This is a genomic window from Rodentibacter myodis (genome assembly GCF_001999305.1).
GTDB lineage: Bacteria > Pseudomonadota > Gammaproteobacteria > Enterobacterales > Pasteurellaceae > Rodentibacter > Rodentibacter myodis.
This window is the reverse complement of record NZ_MLHQ01000025.1, coordinates 16,190-35,190: the sequence shown is the minus strand read 5'-3', so window position 1 is coordinate 35,190 and position 19,001 is coordinate 16,190. Positions and strand designations below refer to the sequence as shown.

The following is a 19,001-nucleotide window of genomic DNA, read 5'->3' as shown; positions in this document are numbered from 1 at the left end:
CAAACCGTTTAGTTCACTTTTTTTGGATTAGAATTTTAAATAAAACGCTTGGGTTAATGCGATAAATTCTGCGGTGTGTTGATTCTTTTCATCATAAATAACCAACTGATTTTGCTCGCAAGGTTGAGGTTGTTTGGCGAAGGTAATCAGCATTCGGTGTGATGGTTTACCGATTTTAGTGATGATTTCCGTTTGTTTGATGCAATAAAGTGCAGTCGATTTTACTAATGTTTTTGCCGCCTCATAGGGCAAAACAAAACTGATTTTTCCTTGTGTGGATAGGTGTTCAGCTGCACCGGTTAGCCATTCCAAATGGCTTTGCTTGGTATAACGTGCCAATGTTCGTCCTTCATCTTTACACGCCACACCTTGCTCAAAATAGGGCGGATTTGCCACGATCAGATCGAAAGTTTTGGTGGTGGTCTGTAAGAAATTCAATACATCATCCTGAACCAATGTAATGCGATTTCCCCACGGTGAATGACGAATATTTTCTTGGGCTTGCCGGGCAGCAATATTATCCAGTTCCACCGCATAAATATGGCAATCAGGCGTGCTACGTTGTGCCAACATTAATGCCAATAATCCGGTGCCGCTGCCCATATCCAAGATTTTTTTGCAATGGGATATATCCGCCCACGCACCAAGCAAAATGCCGTCTGTGCCGACTTTCATTGCACAATGTTGCTGATTAATATGAAATTGTTTAAAGGTGAAACTGCTCATAAAATATTTCGTTAATTGACCGCACTTTAGGGGGCTTTTCGGGTATAATTCGCGCCAATTTTAACAAAGAACGACACAATAATGAATTTACCACAATTTGAACAATTCGATCTTTCCCCCGAGCTTCTCAAAGCCCTCGATAAAAAAGGTTATACCCGCCCAACAGCCATCCAGCTTGAAGCTATTCCGGCAGCAATGGAAGAACGTGATGTATTAGGTTCTGCCCCAACCGGCACAGGTAAAACCGCTGCTTTTTTGTTGCCTGCCTTGCAACATTTATTGGACACGCCACGCCGTAAACCCGGCCCGCCACGTATTTTGGTGCTGACCCCCACTCGTGAATTAGCAATGCAGGTGGCGGAGCAAGCGGAAGAATTGGCGCAATTTACCCATTTAAATATTGCGACTATCACCGGCGGCGTGGCATATCAAAATCACGGTGAAGTGTTCAATACAAATCAAGATCTTGTGGTGGCAACGCCGGGACGATTATTGCAATACATTCAGGAAGAAAATTTTGATTGTCGTTCTGTTGAAATTTTGATTTTTGATGAAGCAGATAGAATGTTACAAATGGGCTTCGGACAAGATGCGGAAAAAATTGCGGCAGAAACCCGCTGGCGTAAACAAACGTTGCTTTTTTCCGCAACCCTTGAGGGCGAATTGTTGGTCGATTTTGCCGAACGCTTGCTGAATGATCCAGTGAAACTGAATGCTGAACCGAGCCGCCGTGAACGTAAGAAAATCAATCAATGGTATTACCACGCCGATAGCAAAGAACACAAAATCAAGTTGCTTGCCCGTTTTATTGAAACGGAAGAAGTCAGTCGTGGCATTGTATTTGTTCGCTGCCGAGAGGAGGTTCGAGAGCTTTCCGAAACCTTGCGTAAACGTGGTGTTCGTTCTACTTATTTAGAAGGTGAAATGGCACAACCCCAGCGTAATAACGCCATTGATAAATTGAAATCCGGCGTAGTAACAGTGCTGGTTGCAACGGATGTGGCGGCTCGAGGCATTGATATTGATGATGTCAGCCACGTGATGAATTTTGATTTACCATACAGTGCGGATACCTATTTGCACCGCATTGGACGCACCGCACGTGCCGGCAAAAAAGGCACAGCCGTATCTTTTGTGGAAGCGCACGATTATAAATTGCTCGGCAAAATCAAACGTTATACAGACGAAATGTTAAAAGCCCGCATTTTGGAGGGGTTAGAACCCCGCACTAAACCACCAAAAGAGGGGGCAATAAAATCTGTCAGCAAAAAACAAAAAGCCCGCATTAAAGAAAAACGCGAAGAAAAGAAAAAAGCCGAAGCCAAGAAAAAGGTAAAAGTCCGTCATAAAGACACCAAAAACATCGGCAAACGGCGTAAACCGAATTTGGCGAAAAGAATTGATTAGGGTTGTTATAAGTATTTGATTAAATATTTGAAATCAAAAAGTAATTAATTTTATATTGGTAGGACACTATGAAAAATAAGAATTATATACCTAAATTGATTAAAACAAATTGTCCAACTTGTGGAACAAGAATAAGGTTAACAACAAAGTTAATAGTACCAATGGCAGGCTCTCTTGTCACGGGATATATCCTTGCAGAAGCTCCAGAGATATTTCAAACAAAAAATGATATAATTCAAGTATATGAGTCAATGAACGCTTGTATGAAGTCTAGTTATAAGTATAGAGAACAACGTAATTTGTGTGCTTGTGCATTGGCAGAAACATACGAGAACTTTAAGTTTTATAATGTAAAGAAAAGATTTGAAGAGAATCTTGAAAATTGTTTATAAATAAAAGAGTGGCTTAATGCCACTCTGTTTGTTATTTTTTAGGTGGATTATTTCCACGTCCATTACCTGAACGATTGCCGGTTTTACTTGGCCAGTTAGGGTTTGGGTTTCCTGTGTTATTAACTGTCATTTTTTTCTCCTATATTTAGAAATTACTTTTTGTTTCTTTCTTGCTGTATCCAGCAATGAAAAGTATAGAGGATTGATAGTGGACAATTAGGGTAAAAATGATGAAAAAATCATCAAATGAACAAGAGTATGAAAAATTACTTTCTGAATTAAGAGAAATAATTCATTTTTTAGGCATAACTCAAAATACTGCAGTTGAAATGATCGAGGAATATTATTCAAAACATTTTGAGTTTTACGATACTAATGAAAACAATAGAATATCAATTGATTCGTTTAAAAAAATATTGCAAGGAAGGAAGGGATCTTCCAGAAAATTACGTATCTATATAGATTGTTTAAAACAAAGTGAAAAGTATCATAAATTAATAGGGCTAGATGTGTCTGAAAACGGAGATGTAGAGGTATTGGGAGAAGATAGAAAAAGAGAATTGCATCAGCTAAGTGAATATATTCGTGATCTAGTAATCCAAAGAGAAAACACATAAAATTTGAGTTAAAGAATGTATATTAAACGTATGTTTTTAATTTACTTTAATCAAAGTAATTTCTTGATTTAAGTTGACATAGCTAGTTGTTTAGGTAGGTAATACTTTATAACGAATAATAAATTAAATGGCACGCCCTAAAGGATTCGAACCTTTGACCCACGCCTTAGAAGGGCGTTGCTCTATCCAGCTGAGCTAAGGGCGCATTTTAAGGGATACATCTTTTGTATGAAATTTCGAGGGAAATATAAAAGAAGTGGTCGGCGAGATAGGATTTGAACCTACGACCCACTGGTCCCAAACCAGTTGCGCTACCAAGCTGCGCTACTCGCCGACAAGTGCGGGCAATTATAATCTGCTTTCTTATTCAGTCAATCAATTTTTATGATTTTTATGTTTAACTGCTTAAAATTATCTCAATTTTTTCTTCGCCCTATTTGATTTTGTAAATTTTCCCGTTGTCGGATAAAATAGCAGACGTTTACGTCTTATCATTAAGGATTCCCAATGACCGCACAAATTATCTCGGGTATCGCACTCGCCAAACAAATCAAATCAGAAATTTCACAAAAAATAACGCAATATTGCAATACAGGGAAACGCGCCCCCGGACTTGCCGTTATCCTTGTCGGTGCCGACCCTGCCTCTCAGGTTTACGTGGGGAGTAAACGGCGTAGTTGTGAAGAAGTAGGCATTGTTTCACAATCCTATGATTTGGCGGAGACGACAACCGAGCAAGAATTACTTGCTTTAATTGATAAGTTAAATGCAGATAAAAATATTGATGGCATTTTGGTTCAGTTGCCGTTGCCAAAACAGATTAATTCAGAAGCAATTATTGAGCGAATTGATCCGAAAAAAGATGTGGACGGATTTCACCCTTACAATGTAGGGCGGTTGTGCCAACGTATTCCAACTTTGCGAGCCTGTACGCCTTACGGTGTAATGAAATTATTGGAAACCACGGGCATTGATTTACACGGTAAACACGCGGTGATTGTGGGGGCATCAAATATTGTGGGTCGCCCAATGTCTTTGGAATTATTACTTGCCGGTGCAACGGTGACGGTGACCCATCGTTTTACCAAAGATCTTGAAAGCCACGTGCGACAAGCCGATGTGTTGGTTGTGGCGGTAGGGAAGCCAAACCTTGTTCCCGGTGAATGGGTAAAAGAAGGGGCGGTGGTTATTGATGTGGGAATTAACCGTATTGAAGGTAAATTAGTCGGCGATATTGGATTTGAGGCGGCTGCTCAAAAGGCGGCTTATATCACACCTGTGCCGGGGGGGGTTGGCCCGATGACGGTGGCAATGCTAATGCATAATACGCTTTATGCTTATGAACACTACAACAATTTAAGATAACAAAAAGTGCGGTCAATTTTGACCGCACTTTGGTTTTCAGGGTTAGTGTAATTTTAATCTTGGTTTCAAATAACGATTAATTTTATCCACTAAAATAATCAAGCCAATTTTGATACAGCCGTGCAGTGCGTGCTGGTGCATTCTATACAAAGAAACATAGGCAAATTGGGCAAATTTTCCGTGTACGGTTAAAGGATTTTTACCAAATTTATTGGTTAAACTGCCTAATGCCGTGAAGCTGGAAAGGGAAACCAGCGTGCCTTTGTCGTTATATTTAAAGGCTTTTAATGGTTTGTTATTAAAGATCGCAAAAATATTTTTCGCACAGGCTTTTGCCATTTGATGGGCTGCTTGCGCACGTGGCGGTACTAATTTTCCGTTTTCTTGCATTAATGCGGCACAGTCGCCAATCGCAAAAATACTGTCATCTACGGTGGTTTGTAAGGTCTCTCTCACCACTAATTGATTGGTTCGGTTAAGTTCTAAACCATCAAAATTTTGTGTAACGGTTGAAGTACGAACGCCTGCCGCCCAAACAATTAAATCTGCTTTGATTTCTTCTTCCTCTTTGGTGAGCAATGTATTAGGCTGAGCCTCGGTGATCATTGTGCCGAGTTTTACCTTCGCCCCCATTTCACGAAGTTCATCCAAGACGGCAGAAGATAAATCTTCCGGCAATGCCGGTAATAAGCGAGGGCCGGCTTCAATCAAGGTAACCTGTAAACAGCTACTATCAATTTTACCATAGCCGTAAGAGGATAAATCTTCAGCCGCGTGATAAAGCTCGGCGGTCAATTCCACCCCGGTTGCACCACCGCCAACAATGGCGATATTCACCTTATTTTCATCCACTAAGTTTTGTTTAAATTCTTCTTCACCAATGTCGTCTAATGCACGGTTTTCAGAGAATTTCAGGAATAATTCCAACATTTTATTTTGGAAACGTAATGCCTGATCGGAACTGTCTAAGAAAATACAATTATCCGCGACACCTTTTGTGTTGAAATCGTTAGATTTACTGCCAATCGCTACGACTAAATAATCATAAGGAATACGGCGGGCAACTACGAGCATATCGCCTTCTTGACCATAAACCGGAGCAAGTTCCACATATTTTTGCTCGCGATTGATACGAATAATTGACCCTTGTTCAAAGCTGAAATAATGATTTTTACCGTGAGCGCGATAACTTAACGAATCTATGCCGTCATCCATTACACCGGTTGCAATTTCGTGTAATAAAGGCTTCCAAAGATGGGTTGCATTGCGATCCACCAAGGTGATTTTCGCCTGCTTTTTACGTCCTAGCTTATCGCCTAAAAAGGTTGCCAGTTCAATACCACCGGCTCCCCCGCCAACGATTACAACATTTTTCATAAAAATACTCCTAAAATGATTTAATTTTGTTAAAAATGTTAAATTGGTGTAATGATAGCACGAAATAATTGGAATGTTCTTTAAGAAAACGAAAAATTAAGCCTGATGAGCCTGTTCATAAAGCGGCATAAGGGAACGAATAGTCTCTGTAATAAAGGTGACGGCATCTAATTTGGTGAGATCCGCTTTTTCAATATTTTTGCCAATACACCAAAAATCTTCCTCATTACGCAACAGAAGATCTCGTTGCGTAAATTGGTTGACTTGTTGAAAATCGGCATATTCACTTTCATCACCCCGCCATAAATCAAAACCGGCAAAGGTAGAAAAATCAAAATGATCCAACCATTGATTGTATTGTTGCACATTAATTTGCGAGCGATCTGCACGATAACAATGCCAATCCAAGCTGACAGAAAGGCGGCGGCGATTCAATAACACTGAAAAAATGGCGGCGGAATGTTGATTAAATTCATATTTGAAATAAGCGAAGAAATGCGCCCGCACCTGCCAACCGTTTGTCCAACTTTCAATATGCGGTTTGGCAAAAGGCGTACCAAGTTGGGTGGAAACCGCTTGAATCAGTGCTTTCCAATTATCCCATTCCTTTTTATAACGGGCTTTGATCGCAGGAATTTCCTGCGGACAAAATTTTTTCATTTGAGCAAATTGGAAAAAAGGGATATTGAAAAGCTCGCAAGATTGTGCGGATAAAGTCGGTGTTATCATCATTTTTCCTCACCAAAAATAATGCGCTCAAGGCGCATTTCATCTTAAAAATCACGGTAATTTTTGACCGCACTTTGTGTGAAAATTTGTTTATCTTCCCAACGTAGCATTGTCATTCGATTATTCCATACACAGCCGGTATCAAGGGCATAAATATTTGACGGCGTTTTTTCATCCACCAAACTTGCCCAATGTCCGAACACAATAGGGATTTGGCGATAAAGCGGATTATCCAAATTAAACCAAGGGGTAAGCTCGGCAGGCGCATCTTTGGGAGGAAGTTTGCAGTCGAAATCCAATCGATGATCCCAATAACAAAAACGCATACGGGTGAACACGTTAATAATATAACGCAGACGATCTATGCCGGCTAACTCGGCAGACCAACGATCGGGATAGTTTTCGTACATTTGCGAAAGTAAGGTGTGAAAATCGCCATTTTGTAACACATCTTCCACTTCTTTCGCACAGGTTTTCGCGGTGGCAAGATCCCAATCCGGCGAAATACCGGCGTGTGCCATGACAAAACCGAGATTTTCATTATGTACCATTAAAGGTTGATGACGAAGCCAATTAATCAGTTCTTCAACATCATCAGCTTGGAAAATGGGTTCAACCCGATCGCGGGGTTTAATTTTTTTAATACCAAGTGCGGTTGAAATTAAATGTAAATCGTGATTCCCCAATACGGTTTGTGCCGCCTTGCCCAATGATTTGACAAAACGTAAACATTCCAAGGATTTATCACCACGGGCAACGAGATCGCCCACCAAATAAAGTTTATCATTGGCAGGATTAAACTGTACTTTCTCTAACAAAAGCTGTAATTCATCAAAACAGCCTTGCAAATCACCCACTAAATACGTTGCCATTTTTGACCGCTCTTTTTCGTGAAAGGTTAAACAAAACCACCGCTAAACATCACTATCGACAATTTCCGCTTTATGCACATCAAGTGGTGGATTATCCGCAAGCCAATTCGCCAAACGGGCATAATCTGCAATGGAGAGATTTTCTGCACGAGCGTTTAGATCCACCCCCAGTGCGGTCAAATTTTCCGCCGAAAATAATGTAGAAAGGGCATTACGCAAGGTTTTACGGCGTTGATTAAAGGCTTGTGTACACACTCGATTTAGCCAATATAAATCTTTTACGGGATGAGGCAATTCCTTGTGTGGAATTAAACGCACCACCGCAGAATCGACTTTTGGGGCGGGTTTAAATGCCGTTGGCGGCACTTCCAACACGGGCATCACTTGGCAAAAATATTGCGCCATAATGGTTAAACGTCCGTAGGCTTTACTGTTCGGTGCGGCACACAAGCGTTTCACCACTTCTTTTTGCAACATAAAGTGCATATCTTGAATCACATCGTGAAATTTAAACAGATGAAACATTAATGGCGTTGAAATATTGTAGGGGAGGTTGCCAAACACGCGTAGTTTTTGCTTTGGTTCCTGCGCTTGTTCCGCATAAAGTGTGCTAAAATCAAACTGCATTGCATCGGTTTCAATCACATTAAGTTTTTGGTGTAAAAAAGGGTGATGACGTAAACGTTCGGCAAGATCACGATCAAGTTCCACCACGGTTAAATGATCAACCTGTTCGCCAACGGGTTCGGTTAATGCCCCAAGACCGGGGCCGATTTCAACCAAAAATTGATTTTTTTGCGGATAAATTGCCGCCACGATATTTTGAATAACGTTATTGTCGTGTAAAAAGTTTTGTCCGAAGCGTTTGCGGGCGGTATGTCCTAAATGTGTTTTTGAACTCATAATATTCCATTTTTTGCGAAAATTTGCTCATTATAGAGCCTGTTTTTTGATTGTAAATCGTTACAACGATGAACCAAATTGACTTTTTTCTCCTCAATTTTATTTTCACCTTTCGCATAAAGTGAAAAACGGCTATAATCCGCGCGTTTTTTGTAAAAGATTGACCCAAAGTGCGGTCAAAAAAACGTTATTTTTTAGAGGATACAATGGCAAAAGAAGATAGCATTGAAATGCAAGGTACGATTTTAGAAACCTTACCAAACACAATGTTCCGCGTGGAATTAGAAAATGGTCACGTGGTGACAGCCCACATTTCAGGCAAAATGCGTAAAAACTATATTCGTATTCTAACCGGCGATAAAGTGACGGTAGAAATGACGCCTTATGATTTGAGCAAAGGACGTATTGTTTTCCGTAGTCGCTAATTTGATTTCAACTGCAAAGCCGATTTTATCGGCTTTCTTTTTGTTTAAAAATGGCGCAAATTGGTTGCGGAAGGAAAAATTTTATGTATAATCCGCAACCCTTAGCCACATTGAATTTTCGTTCCTTGCCTTTGCAGATTGGTGGCTAATCTACGTCAAAGGCTGATTAACCCGTAAGGAGCAGTAATGCGTCACTACGAAATCGTGTTTATGGTTCATCCGGACCAAAGCGAGCAAGTACCAGGTATGATTGAACGTTATACCGGTTCTGTAAAAGAAGCCGGCGGTCAAGTTCATCGCCTAGAAGATTGGGGTCGTCGTCAATTAGCGTACCCAATTAACAAATTACACAAAGCACATTATGTGCTTATGAATGTAGAAGCGCCTCAACAAGTAATCGACGAGCTAGAAACGACTTTCCGTTATAACGATGCTGTATTACGCAGTCTTGTTATCCACACTAAGCACGCCGTAACAGAAGCGTCCCCAATGGTTAAAGCAAAAGATGATCGTAAAGCTTTAGCTGAAGTTGAAAACAACGATTTTGAGGATGCTGAAGAGTAATTCAAATATTGATAATCGCTTTTCGTTATTGGGTGTTGTGACTCAATTGCCAAAGCGTTCCAAAAGCCCAAACGGAATCGAGCATTGTCGTTTTTGGTTGGAACATCGTTCCGAGAAAATCGAAAGCGGATTATCACGCCAAGCGTGGTTAAAAATGCAAATTCAAGTAAGCGGCAATCAATTAGTAGAAAAAACTCAAAGCATTACGGTCGGCAGTCGGCTTTTGATTGTAGGTTTCATTACCTCACATAAAACCTCAACCGGTTTAAATCAATTAGTGCTACATGCCGAGCAAATCGAATTTATAGATTAGGAGACAGCCACATGGCACGTTATTTCCGTCGTCGTAAGTTCTGCCGTTTCACAGCGGAAAATGTTGTAGAAATCGATTACAAAGATATCGCTACATTAAAGAACTACATTTCTGAAAGCGGCAAAATTGTACCAAGCCGTATTACCGGTACCCGTGCGAAGTACCAACGTCAATTAGCCCGTGCAATCAAACGCGCGCGTTATTTAGCGTTACTTCCATACACTGACAACCATCAGTAATTAAGGAGATACGGTAATGCAAGTAATTCTTTTAGATAAAATCGCTCACCTAGGTAATGTAGGTGATCAAGTTAATGTTAAATCAGGTTTTGCCCGTAACTTCTTAATCCCACAAGGTAAAGCGGTTATGGCAACTAAAGCTAACATTGAACATTTTGAAGCTCGTCGTGCCGAATTAGAAGCGGCAGCAGCAGCAAATCTTGCAGCAGCACAAGCACGTGCAGCACAAGTTACAGTATTAGAATCAGTGACAATCGCATCTAAAGCAGGTGATGAAGGTCGTTTATTCGGTGCAATCACAACTCGTGATGTGGCTGAAGCAGTGACTGCAGCAGGCGTTGAAATTGCGAAAAGCGAAGTTCGTTTACCAAACGGTCCTATCCGTACTCTTGGTGATCACGATGTTCGTTTCCAACTTCACAGTGAAGTATTCGCATCATTAAACGTTATCGTTGTTGCTGAATAATTTATCTTATTGATAAAAGAAAACCCGACTTTGGTCGGGTTTTTTTGTAGGGATAAAAACAAATTTTATTAAAGTTACTTTGATTTAAAGTGCGGTCAAAATTTAATGTATTTTCGGTATTGTTTCGCAAATGTCGAAAGGAAAAATAATGTTTCCCTAATTTTGTGGAATTTATAACGTACCTCGTTCTACAATAATTCCCACACTACGAGCCTGTGCAACTGCCTTTGGTTTACTGAGTTTTAAACATAGCCATTGAATATCAAAACGTTGTTGTAATTGCTCGGCGACTTCATAAGCCACGCTTTCTACAAGTAAAAATGGTTTTCCTTGAACATAATCTAAAATAAATTGGCTTACTTCCGCATAATTCAAACAATATTGCACATCATCCGTTTCCGCTGCCTTACGACAATCCCAAGCCATTTCAATATCAAAAACCAGTTTTTGTTTAATTTGTTGCTCCCAATCATAAACACCGATTTGGGCGAATACGGTAAGTTCCTCAATAAAAATACGATCCATCTTCGTTTCCTCCAAAATTATTGTAGGCGTATGCTATCAAGTTTAGGTAAAATAACGAACCAATTTATTCTTCCGAGGTGCTAAATGAGCCTATTTGCCATTTTTTATATGATATTCGCCTATCTCATTGGCTCAATTTCCGGTGCGATTTTAATTTGTAAAATGGCAGGTTTGCCGGATCCTCGTCAAAATGGCTCAAATAATCCCGGTGCAACCAATGTTCTTCGCATTAGTGGGAAGTGGACGGCATTAGGCGTATTAATTTTTGATATTTTGAAAGGAATGTTACCGGTTTGGGCAGGCTATTATTTAGGCTTAACACAGTTTGAATTAGGTATGGTGGCATTGGGGGCTTGTCTTGGGCATATTTTCCCTATTTTCTTTCAATTTAAAGGGGGAAAGGGGGTTGCCACAGCATTTGGTGCAATCGCCCCGATTGCTTGGGCGGTCGCCGGTTCAACATTAAGCACTTGGCTTGTCGTCTTTTTAATTAGCGGTTATTCCTCTTTAAGTGCGGTGATTAGCGCATTACTTGTGCCTTTTTATGTGTGGTGGTTTAAACCGGAATTTACCTTTCCTGTTGCGCTTGTTTGTTGCTTATTGATTTATCGTCATCACGACAATATTCAACGTCTATGGCGTGGGCAAGAAGAAAAAATGTGGTCTAAATTTAAGAAAAAATAATGCAATAAAAAACCTGCCATTGGGCAGGTTTTCATTTTTAAAATACGTTAGAAATTGACCGCACTTTTTAATTTTTTAAGTGCATTGGCTTCAAGTTGTCGAATACGTTCCGCAGACACATTATATTTCGCCGCTAACTCGTGTAATGTCGCTTTGTTATCATCCAACCAACGGGTTTTGATAATATCTTGGCTACGGGCATCTAAACTTTGCAAAGCAACGCCTAATTGCTCCACGGCTTGATTTTCAAAGTTTTCATTTTCAAGTTCGGCGGCAAAGTTAGAACTTTTATCTTCCAAATAAAGTGAAGGCGAGTAGCTTTCCTCATTGTCGTCTGTCGGCAAATCAAAGGCTAAATCCGCACCGGTCATTCGAGATTCCATTTCCATCACATCTTCTTTGGAAACGCCTAACTCATTTGCCACCATATCCACTTCATTATCATTAAACCAACCCAAGCGTTGTTTGGTTTTACGCAAATTAAAGAATAATTTACGTTGAGCTTTGGTGGTTGCCACTTTCACAATACGCCAGTTACGAAGTACATATTCGTGAATTTCCGCTTTAATCCAATGCACGGCAAAGGAAACCAAACGCACACCCACTTCAGGATTAAAACGTCTTACGGCTTTCATTAAGCCAATATTGCCCTCTTGAATCAAATCTGCTTGCGGTAATCCGTAACCGGAATAACCACGCGCAACGTGAATAACAAAGCGAAGATGAGACAACACCAATTTTTTTGCCGCCTCAATATCTCCGTGATAATACAAACGCTCTGCCAATTCCTTTTCTTCCTCTGCGGTCAGCATTGGATATTCATTTGCTGCACGAATATAGCCTTCGATACTGCCTTGAGGAATTAGCATCATTTGTGTTTCTTTATCCATTGTTTTCCTTATTTCTCTTAGCGATTGCCAATTGGTAAATTGGCGTTAGTTATATCACAATAAGTCGTCTTATTGAATGAATTTGTTTTATAAGACAGGTTTTACCAATCAAAAGTTCAAACTTTCCAATTATTTTTTTAATATTTCAAGGGTGAATTGTTGATTTTCATCACGTACTTTAAAGAGCAAATCAATATTCGGATGTTTGCCCGGATTGGCTTTGGCATCCTCAATATGTTCCGCAAACCATTCAATCCCTTGTTGGGCGGAAGTGCGGTCTAATTTTCCGTTAAATTTTTCACTCAAAGCATTATAAACACGCAATGAACCGAGTTTTCCCGCCACGGCAGGAATATGATGAATAACGCTATCTCCCTGTTTTACATTTAAACCGCTTAGGTGATCAATAGAAGGTAATCTGTCTAAAATTTCTTTAAAATTCATTTTGCTTTCCTTATTATTTTGTGTAACTCAATTTTATTAACATTTTCACGATAGGTTCAGGCTATGGTTTGTTCGCTATCCACTTCACCGCTTGCCCCCATAAACCGTACTTCCGGTTGCAAATAGACACCAAATTTTTCTGCCACGGCTTTACGAATATGACGTGCCAGTTCTACCACATCTTTCCCTGTGGCATTTTCTTGATTAATAATAACAAGTGCCTGTTGCTTATGCACTGCTGCGCCGCCAATTTGAAAACCTTTGAGGCGACATTGATCGATCAACCAACCTGCCGCCAGTTTCACCGAGCCGTCCGACTGTGGAAAGTGCGGTAGATTTTCAACCTGTTTTTGTAGCTCAATAAATTTTTCGGCACTGACGATAGGATTTTTAAAGAAACTCCCCGCATTGCCAAGCTCATCAGGATTCGGCAATTTACTCCGGCGAATATGGCAAACCTCATCAAATACTTGCTGTGCCGTAACCCTTTGCGGATCAAAATTCACCAGTGTTCCATATTTCAATATAGGCTGCCAATTTTTCGCTAATTTTAACCCTACCGCCGTCACCACATAGCCGGATTGATAACGATGTTTAAAAATACTTTCCCGATAACCAAACTCACATTGTGCCGTCGTTAATCGGAATGATTCGCCGGAGGTTAAATCCAGTACGTCCACATAGTGGCATACATCTTTAAATTCCACACCGTATGCACCAATATTTTGGATTGGTGCAGAACCGGCACAGCCGGGAATTAGGGCAAGGTTTTCTAATCCATAAATACCTTGTTGCAAAGACCATTGCACCAAATTATGCCAATTTTCACCGCCATTTACGTGTAAATAATGGAAGTGTTCATCTTGTGTGTGGGTGATACCCCGTAAACGGTTGATGATCACAATGCCATTAAAATCTTCTAAAAACAGCATATTGCTGCCTTGTCCTAAAAAAAGCACCGGTAAATTTTCTGATTTTGCCCGCTTCCAAATTTGCAGAATTTGTTCGATATTTTGTGCTTCGATAATTTCTCGTGCAGAAACCGCAAGATGAAAAGTGTGAAAAGGTTGTAAACTTTGCATTTGAGAATCCTAAAATAATGTCTGTGGCAGGGTAATTTTGACCTGCGTACCGCCTTGTTCTCGGCGATGAATGGTTAAGTTGGCATTCAGTTGACTGCTGCGTTCCGCCATAATATTTAATCCATAATGCCCTTCCGGCTCGTCTAAACTTGGAATGCCAATGCCGTCATCTTGAATGGAAATTTCATACTCCCCCTCAGCGTTTGTTTGCGCATTAATTTCAATAAGATTTCCTTTTGAATGTTTAATCGCATTGAGTGTTGCTTCCCGCACAATTTGTAGCACGTGTACAAGCTGTTGCGGATTTAAACTTTGTGAGGGCAAACGACAATTTACGCACATCTTCATTGTTGTTTGTGAACGTAAGGAATCAATCACTTGTTCCAATGCCAAGTGCAAATTGGCTTCTTGCACCGTTAGGCGAAAGGTTGCCAAAAGCTCCCTTAACTGCGCATATCCACCGGAAAGTGCCTGTTCAAAATCGGCAATAATGGCGAGGCTTTTTTGTTTTGCTTTATCATCCTCATTCTTCAAATTGTGTTTTAATAAACTCAACTGAATCTGTAAAAATGAGAGAACTTGCGCTAAAGAATCGTGTAATTCACGGGCAATGATAGAACGTTCTTCCATTAATAAAAGCTGTTCTTGTTGCCGTTGATTTTTATGGAAATAAAGCGCACGTGCCAACATTTGTGCCAAATTTTGCATCATTCTTGAATCGGGGCAGGGCAATCCTGTCTGCCAAGTCAGCACGCCGAGCGTTTCATTTTCAACTTTTAATTCTTCCTGCCATAAATTTTGCTGAAGTTGCCGTTCGCCAAACGCCACATTCCAATGCTCCGCACCAAAAATGTTGAGTGCAATATAAGGTAAATGTTCGCTGATGCGGATATGATTGAGCAATTGACTGAGAATTTTATCATCAATTGTATTCACCGTAAGCAACTGAGAACTTTGGTAAAGGGTGGTTAAAGAGCGGTTACTTTGGCGTAACTTTTGCGTTTGTTCGTTTACCGCCTCTTCAAGTCGGGAATAAAGTTTGCCTAATTCAGTGGACATTTGGGTAAATACCCGTGCCAAAATACCCAGTTCATTATTGCTTTTCGTATCAAGAGGAAGATGATCAAAACGCCGCATTTGCACCTGCATACTGGCTTTGGTGAGCAATTTTAGCGGTTTAACCACTTCTCTACGGGTAAACCAAATCACATAAGAAACCATACCCACAATGAGCAACATTGAAAAACACAGCACGGATAAGGCAAAAATCCATTTTTGTTCACTAAAGCGTTGTAATTCAAGTACCAAGCAATCCACATCGTGGACATAATCGGCAACATTTTGTCGATATTGTTCAATATTATTTTGCCGTGCAAAGTCAGCCATCACCGGCCAGCGTTCCAGCAAAATTTGATAGGATTGTTTTAGTGCGGTAGGGGTAAAAAGCTGGTGTTGAATATCCACTAAACTTGGGGCATACAACCCTTCTTCATACAACCGCAAATTTTTTTCCACGGCATTCGGGTATTTTTCCATTAAATAGAGCAAACGATAACTCTGCATACGCAAAGAACCGGATACATTAATGGCTTGCGCATCGGATTTATTCCCCGCCATAATCACCAAACTCAAGGAACTGATAATGCCGGCGATAATAATGATCAGAAAAAGATATTTCGCAATTTTGACGGAAACAGAATGTGTTGCTTGCACAACCTTGCCTCAATGTGAAAAAAATGGCAGTAGTTTAGCACGAAAGTGCGGTCGATTTTAAACAAGAAATCCGCCCTATTTTCATAAGACGGATTCAAAACTAAAGGAAAACTGACCGCACTTTATTCCACGGTAACCGCTTTGGCTAGGTTACGCGGTTGATCCACGTCTGTTCCCTTAATCCATGCCACGTGGTAAGCCAATAATTGCATTGGCACGGTGTAGAAAATTGGGGCGATGAGTTCATTCACTTTTGGCATTGTGATGATCTTCATTCCGTCCGTTTCAGTAAAACCGGCTTCTTTATCGGCAAAGACATATAATTGACCGCCACGCGCACGCACTTCCTCAATGTTCGATTTCACTTTTTCCAATAAATCATTGGTTGGTGCTACCACGATAACCGGCATATCCGCATCAATCAATGCCAATGGGCCGTGTTTTAATTCACCGGCAGCATAGGCTTCGGCGTGAATGTAGGAAATCTCTTTTAATTTTAACGAGGCTTCCATTGCAATCGGATAATATTCGCCACGGCCTAAGAACAAGGCGTGATTTTTTTCGGCAAAATCTTCCGCCAAGGCTTCAATTTCTTTGTCGAAGGCTAAGCCTTTTTCAATGTCGGCAGGAAGAGAATGTAAGGCTTTCACAATTTCTTTCTCTTTTTCCTCGGAAATATTGCCATTGAGTTTCCCGATTGCCGTCACCAACATTAACATTGCCGCTAATTGGGTGGTAAAGGCTTTTGTGGAGGCAACGCCAATTTCCACACCGGCACGGGTCATAAAGGCGAGATCCGATTCACGCACGAGGGAAGAACCCGCTACGTTACAAATTGTCATTGCCGCCATATAGCCTTTTTCTTTCGCTAAACGTAATGCCGCCAAGGTATCTGCCGTTTCACCCGATTGGGAAAGGGTGAGTAATAAGCTGTTTGGACGGGTCACAAATTTGCGATAGCGGAACTCGGAGGCAATTTCCACATCACAACTTACGCCGGCAAGGGCTTCAAACCAATAACGTGCCGCCATTCCCGAATTGTAGGATGTACCACAAGCCACTATTTGAACGTGCTGCACTTTCTCTAAAATTTCTTTTGCACCATTGCCAATCGCTTCGACAATCACATTGTTGTGATTGATACGCCCTTCCATTGTGTTGATAAGTGCGGTTGGTTGTTCATAAATTTCTTTTTGCATAAAGTGGCGGAATTTGCCTTTTTCCGCTGCATCATTTTCAAGGTTTGATTCGTGAATTTCACGTTCAACTTTGTTGCCATTGACATCGTAAATATCCACAGTACGGCGGGTAATTTCTGCAATATCGCCTTCTTCTAAGAAAATAAAACGGCGGGTAACGCTTAATAACGCAAGTTGATCCGAGGCTAAGAAATTTTCACCGATACCTAAACCAATCACCAACGGGCTGCCGGAGCGGGCGGCAACAAGGTGTTCCGGATGACGGCGATCCATCACCACCATTCCGTATGCACCGGTAAGTTGTTTCACAACATTTTGAACCGCTTCTAACAATGAATCTGTGCTACGCATTTCCCATTCTACAAGGTGGGCAATCACTTCCGTATCGGTTTGTGAAAGGAAAACATAACCACGGGATTTTAATACTTCACGTAATTCTTCGTGATTTTCAATAATTCCATTATGTACAACGGCAAAATTGCCGGAAACGTGCGGGTGAGCATTTGCCTCGGAAGGCTCACCGTGGGTTGCCCAACGGGTGTGTGCAATACCTGTGCCACCAATTAACGGTTTTTCGGCTACGGCTTCATCTAAGGCTTTTACTTTTCCTAAACAACGTACACGTTGTAATTCCTGTTGTTCGTTTACTACGGCAACGCCTGCAGAATCATAACCACGATATTCCAAACGATGTAATCCACCAATTAAGATTTCTGCTACATCACGCTGTGCAACCGCACCAACAATACCACACATAAATTTTCCTCATTTGTTAATTTAAAAAATCACGGCAATTTTGACCGCACTTTATACGCAAATAACTTCTACGCCTTGTGCCAAAATTGCCTGCTTGTCTTGTTCTGACAGCCCTTTATCGGTAATCAACACGTCAATTTGCTGCCAAGTTAATTCTAAATTCGGCATTTTTCTGCCGATTTTTTGTGATTCAACCATCACAATCACTTCTCGGGAGACTTCTGCCATCACCCGACTTAAACCAACCAATTCATTAAAGGTGGTTGTGCCTCGAGCCAAATCAACGCCATCCGCACCGATAAAAAGCTGGTCAAAATCATAAGAACGTAGCACCTGTTCTGCCACTTTGCCTTGGAAAGATTCGGAACGTGTGTCCCAAGTTCCGCCCGTCATCAAGAGGGTAGGTTCATTTTCTAAGGCACGAAGTGCTGTCGCCACGGAAAGAGAATTTGTCATCACAATCAAGCCTTGCTTGCGGTTAAGTTGTTTAATTAAAGCGGCGGTGGTGCTACCACTATCCACAATAATACGATTGTGATCACGAATTCGCTCGGCGGAGGCTTTTGCTATGACTTGCTTTCGTTCCGAAAGTTCATCATTTTCGCTTTCATCAATAATTTCTTTTGGCATTAAGATTGCCCCACCGTATTTACGCAATAAAAAACCGCTGGTTTCAAGGGCGGTTAAATCTTTGCGAATAGTCACTTCCGAGGTTTCAAATAAATTCACCAACTGTTCTACACTGACTTCTCCCTGTTCCTGCAAAATCTGCATTATGGTGTGGCGGCGTTGTTGTGTATTGCGTGGAGCGTGATTTTGTTTCATTTTTACCAACAAAGTTACGGTGTAAATTTCGGTTCGGAAGTTTATAAAAGCACGGTTATTTTGTAAAGAAAATTTTAGGCAATAAAAAACCCTGCGATTGAGCAGGGTCTATTATTGGTAACGAGGCAATTATTTGATTGCGTCTTTTAATGCTTTACCTGATACGAATGCAGGCACTTTAGACGCGGCAATTTTGATTTCTGCGCCGGTTTGTGGGTTACGACCTGTACGTGCTGCACGTTGATTTACTTTAAATGTACCGAAACCGATTAATTGTACCGGTTCACCTTTTTTAAGGCTTTCAGTGATTGCGTCTAAAGTTGCTTCCAATGCTGCTTTAGCTTGTTTTTTGTTTAGCTCTGCAGCCGTTGCAATTGCATCAATTAAATCTGTTTTGTTCATAACTTGTACCTTTTGTTAATTTAATTTGTCTCTTAATAAAGCTCGCTACCAAAGCATTTTTACCAAGGCAACAGCTGGGCTTGAGG

At 40.9% G+C, this 19,001-nt stretch carries 23 protein-coding genes and 2 tRNA genes; 10 read left to right on the top strand and 15 right to left on the bottom strand.

Going from position 1 to position 19,001, the window contains the following annotated elements:
- Positions 1-27: 27 nt before the first annotated feature.
- Positions 28-726, bottom strand: coding sequence for a tRNA1(Val) (adenine(37)-N6)-methyltransferase (locus tag BKL49_RS09440; protein WP_077424832.1), 699 nt, complete (start codon positions 724-726; stop codon positions 28-30).
- An 81-nt stretch (positions 727-807) separates the two neighbouring features.
- Between BKL49_RS09440 and srmB the strand changes: the two genes are divergently transcribed.
- The 3 genes from srmB to BKL49_RS09425 all read left to right on the top strand — a co-directional run bounded on the left by srmB (position 808) and on the right by BKL49_RS09425 (position 3,142).
- On the top strand, positions 808-2,133 hold the full coding sequence (gene srmB / locus BKL49_RS09435; RefSeq protein ID WP_077424830.1) for an ATP-dependent RNA helicase SrmB: 1,326 nt from the start codon (positions 808-810) through the stop codon (positions 2,131-2,133).
- A 68-nt stretch (positions 2,134-2,201) separates the two neighbouring features.
- A complete protein-coding gene (locus BKL49_RS09430) occupies positions 2,202-2,525 on the top strand; it encodes a hypothetical protein (RefSeq protein WP_077424828.1) in 324 nt (107 codons plus the stop codon).
- Between the two features lie 227 nt (positions 2,526-2,752).
- Positions 2,753-3,142 (top strand): hypothetical protein, encoded by a 390-nt coding sequence (locus BKL49_RS09425; RefSeq protein WP_143530836.1) that lies wholly within the window; start codon positions 2,753-2,755, stop codon positions 3,140-3,142.
- Positions 3,143-3,270: 128 nt separating this feature from the next.
- On the opposite strand, the gene BKL49_RS09420 is transcribed toward BKL49_RS09425, so the two are convergent.
- Together BKL49_RS09420 and BKL49_RS09415 are read right to left on the bottom strand one after the other, a co-directional pair.
- A tRNA-Arg gene (locus tag BKL49_RS09420) sits at positions 3,271-3,347 on the bottom strand.
- 52 nt (positions 3,348-3,399) lie between these two features.
- Positions 3,400-3,476 (bottom strand) — tRNA-Pro (locus tag BKL49_RS09415).
- 173 nt (positions 3,477-3,649) lie between these two features.
- Between BKL49_RS09415 and folD the strand changes: the two genes are divergently transcribed.
- Positions 3,650-4,507, top strand: coding sequence for a bifunctional methylenetetrahydrofolate dehydrogenase/methenyltetrahydrofolate cyclohydrolase FolD (folD, locus tag BKL49_RS09410; RefSeq protein ID WP_077424824.1), 858 nt, complete (start codon positions 3,650-3,652; stop codon positions 4,505-4,507).
- 42 nt (positions 4,508-4,549) lie between these two features.
- Here the strand turns inward: folD and BKL49_RS09405 are convergent, their stop codons facing one another.
- From BKL49_RS09405 to rsmA, 4 genes are all read right to left on the bottom strand, one after another.
- A complete protein-coding gene (locus BKL49_RS09405; protein ID WP_077424822.1) occupies positions 4,550-5,884 on the bottom strand; it encodes an NAD(P)/FAD-dependent oxidoreductase in 1,335 nt (444 codons plus the stop codon).
- A gap of 96 nt (positions 5,885-5,980) precedes the next feature.
- Positions 5,981-6,613, bottom strand: coding sequence for an HI_0552 family protein (locus tag BKL49_RS09400; RefSeq protein ID WP_425271884.1), 633 nt, complete (start codon positions 6,611-6,613; stop codon positions 5,981-5,983).
- A 44-nt stretch (positions 6,614-6,657) separates the two neighbouring features.
- Positions 6,658-7,485, bottom strand: coding sequence for a bis(5'-nucleosyl)-tetraphosphatase (symmetrical) ApaH (gene apaH, locus BKL49_RS09395; RefSeq protein WP_077424817.1), 828 nt, complete (start codon positions 7,483-7,485; stop codon positions 6,658-6,660).
- A gap of 42 nt (positions 7,486-7,527) precedes the next feature.
- Positions 7,528-8,388, bottom strand: coding sequence for a 16S rRNA (adenine(1518)-N(6)/adenine(1519)-N(6))-dimethyltransferase RsmA (rsmA, locus tag BKL49_RS09390; RefSeq protein ID WP_077424815.1), 861 nt, complete (start codon positions 8,386-8,388; stop codon positions 7,528-7,530).
- Positions 8,389-8,594: 206 nt separating this feature from the next.
- Between rsmA and infA the strand changes: the two genes are divergently transcribed.
- The 5 genes from infA (at position 8,595) to rplI (ending at position 10,395) form a co-directional block, all read left to right on the top strand.
- Positions 8,595-8,813 (top strand): translation initiation factor IF-1, encoded by a 219-nt coding sequence (gene infA, locus BKL49_RS09380; protein WP_013746899.1) that lies wholly within the window; start codon positions 8,595-8,597, stop codon positions 8,811-8,813.
- A gap of 186 nt (positions 8,814-8,999) precedes the next feature.
- Entirely contained in the window at positions 9,000-9,377 is a 378-nt protein-coding gene (gene rpsF / locus BKL49_RS09375; RefSeq protein WP_059367800.1) for a 30S ribosomal protein S6, read from the top strand.
- Positions 9,364-9,690 carry a primosomal replication protein N gene (priB, locus tag BKL49_RS09370; RefSeq protein ID WP_077424813.1) on the top strand — a complete coding sequence of 109 codons (327 nt, stop codon included), beginning with the start codon at positions 9,364-9,366 and terminating at the stop codon, positions 9,688-9,690. Before rpsF ends, priB begins: the two co-directional genes overlap by 14 nt.
- Before the next feature lie 11 nt (positions 9,691-9,701).
- The gene (rpsR, locus tag BKL49_RS09365) at positions 9,702-9,929 is read left to right on the top strand and encodes a 30S ribosomal protein S18 (RefSeq protein WP_005598105.1); all 228 of its coding nucleotides are present in this window, start codon (positions 9,702-9,704) and stop codon (positions 9,927-9,929) included.
- A 16-nt stretch (positions 9,930-9,945) separates the two neighbouring features.
- Entirely contained in the window at positions 9,946-10,395 is a 450-nt protein-coding gene (rplI, locus tag BKL49_RS09360) for a 50S ribosomal protein L9 (RefSeq protein WP_077424811.1), read from the top strand.
- 171 nt (positions 10,396-10,566) lie between these two features.
- Here the strand turns inward: rplI and folB are convergent, their stop codons facing one another.
- Positions 10,567-10,920 carry a dihydroneopterin aldolase gene (folB, locus tag BKL49_RS09355; protein WP_077424809.1) on the bottom strand — a complete coding sequence of 118 codons (354 nt, stop codon included), beginning with the start codon at positions 10,918-10,920 and terminating at the stop codon, positions 10,567-10,569.
- Positions 10,921-11,004: 84 nt separating this feature from the next.
- Here folB and plsY point away from each other — a divergent pair, with 84 nt between their 5' ends.
- Positions 11,005-11,604 carry a glycerol-3-phosphate 1-O-acyltransferase PlsY gene (gene plsY / locus BKL49_RS09350; RefSeq protein WP_077424807.1) on the top strand — a complete coding sequence of 200 codons (600 nt, stop codon included), beginning with the start codon at positions 11,005-11,007 and terminating at the stop codon, positions 11,602-11,604.
- 47 nt (positions 11,605-11,651) lie between these two features.
- Here plsY and rpoH read toward each other — a convergent pair whose 3' ends face one another.
- From rpoH to BKL49_RS09315, 7 genes are all read right to left on the bottom strand, one after another.
- Positions 11,652-12,494 (bottom strand): RNA polymerase sigma factor RpoH, encoded by an 843-nt coding sequence (rpoH, locus tag BKL49_RS09345; RefSeq protein ID WP_077424805.1) that lies wholly within the window; start codon positions 12,492-12,494, stop codon positions 11,652-11,654.
- A gap of 129 nt (positions 12,495-12,623) precedes the next feature.
- Positions 12,624-12,938, bottom strand: a complete 315-nt coding sequence (locus BKL49_RS09340; RefSeq protein WP_077424803.1) for a DUF2322 family protein — start codon at positions 12,936-12,938, stop codon at positions 12,624-12,626.
- 56 nt (positions 12,939-12,994) lie between these two features.
- The gene (gene murB, locus BKL49_RS09335) at positions 12,995-14,020 is read right to left on the bottom strand and encodes a UDP-N-acetylmuramate dehydrogenase (RefSeq protein WP_077424801.1); all 1,026 of its coding nucleotides are present in this window, start codon (positions 14,018-14,020) and stop codon (positions 12,995-12,997) included.
- A gap of 9 nt (positions 14,021-14,029) precedes the next feature.
- A complete protein-coding gene (gene narQ, locus BKL49_RS09330) occupies positions 14,030-15,733 on the bottom strand; it encodes a nitrate/nitrite two-component system sensor histidine kinase NarQ (RefSeq protein WP_077424799.1) in 1,704 nt (567 codons plus the stop codon).
- Between the two features lie 122 nt (positions 15,734-15,855).
- Positions 15,856-17,688, bottom strand: coding sequence for a glutamine--fructose-6-phosphate transaminase (isomerizing) (glmS, locus tag BKL49_RS09325; RefSeq protein WP_077424797.1), 1,833 nt, complete (start codon positions 17,686-17,688; stop codon positions 15,856-15,858).
- Between the two features lie 51 nt (positions 17,689-17,739).
- Entirely contained in the window at positions 17,740-18,513 is a 774-nt protein-coding gene (locus BKL49_RS09320) for a DeoR/GlpR family DNA-binding transcription regulator (protein ID WP_077424795.1), read from the bottom strand.
- Between the two features lie 129 nt (positions 18,514-18,642).
- Positions 18,643-18,915, bottom strand: coding sequence for an HU family DNA-binding protein (locus BKL49_RS09315; protein WP_077424793.1), 273 nt, complete (start codon positions 18,913-18,915; stop codon positions 18,643-18,645).
- Positions 18,916-19,001 lie beyond the last annotated feature (86 nt).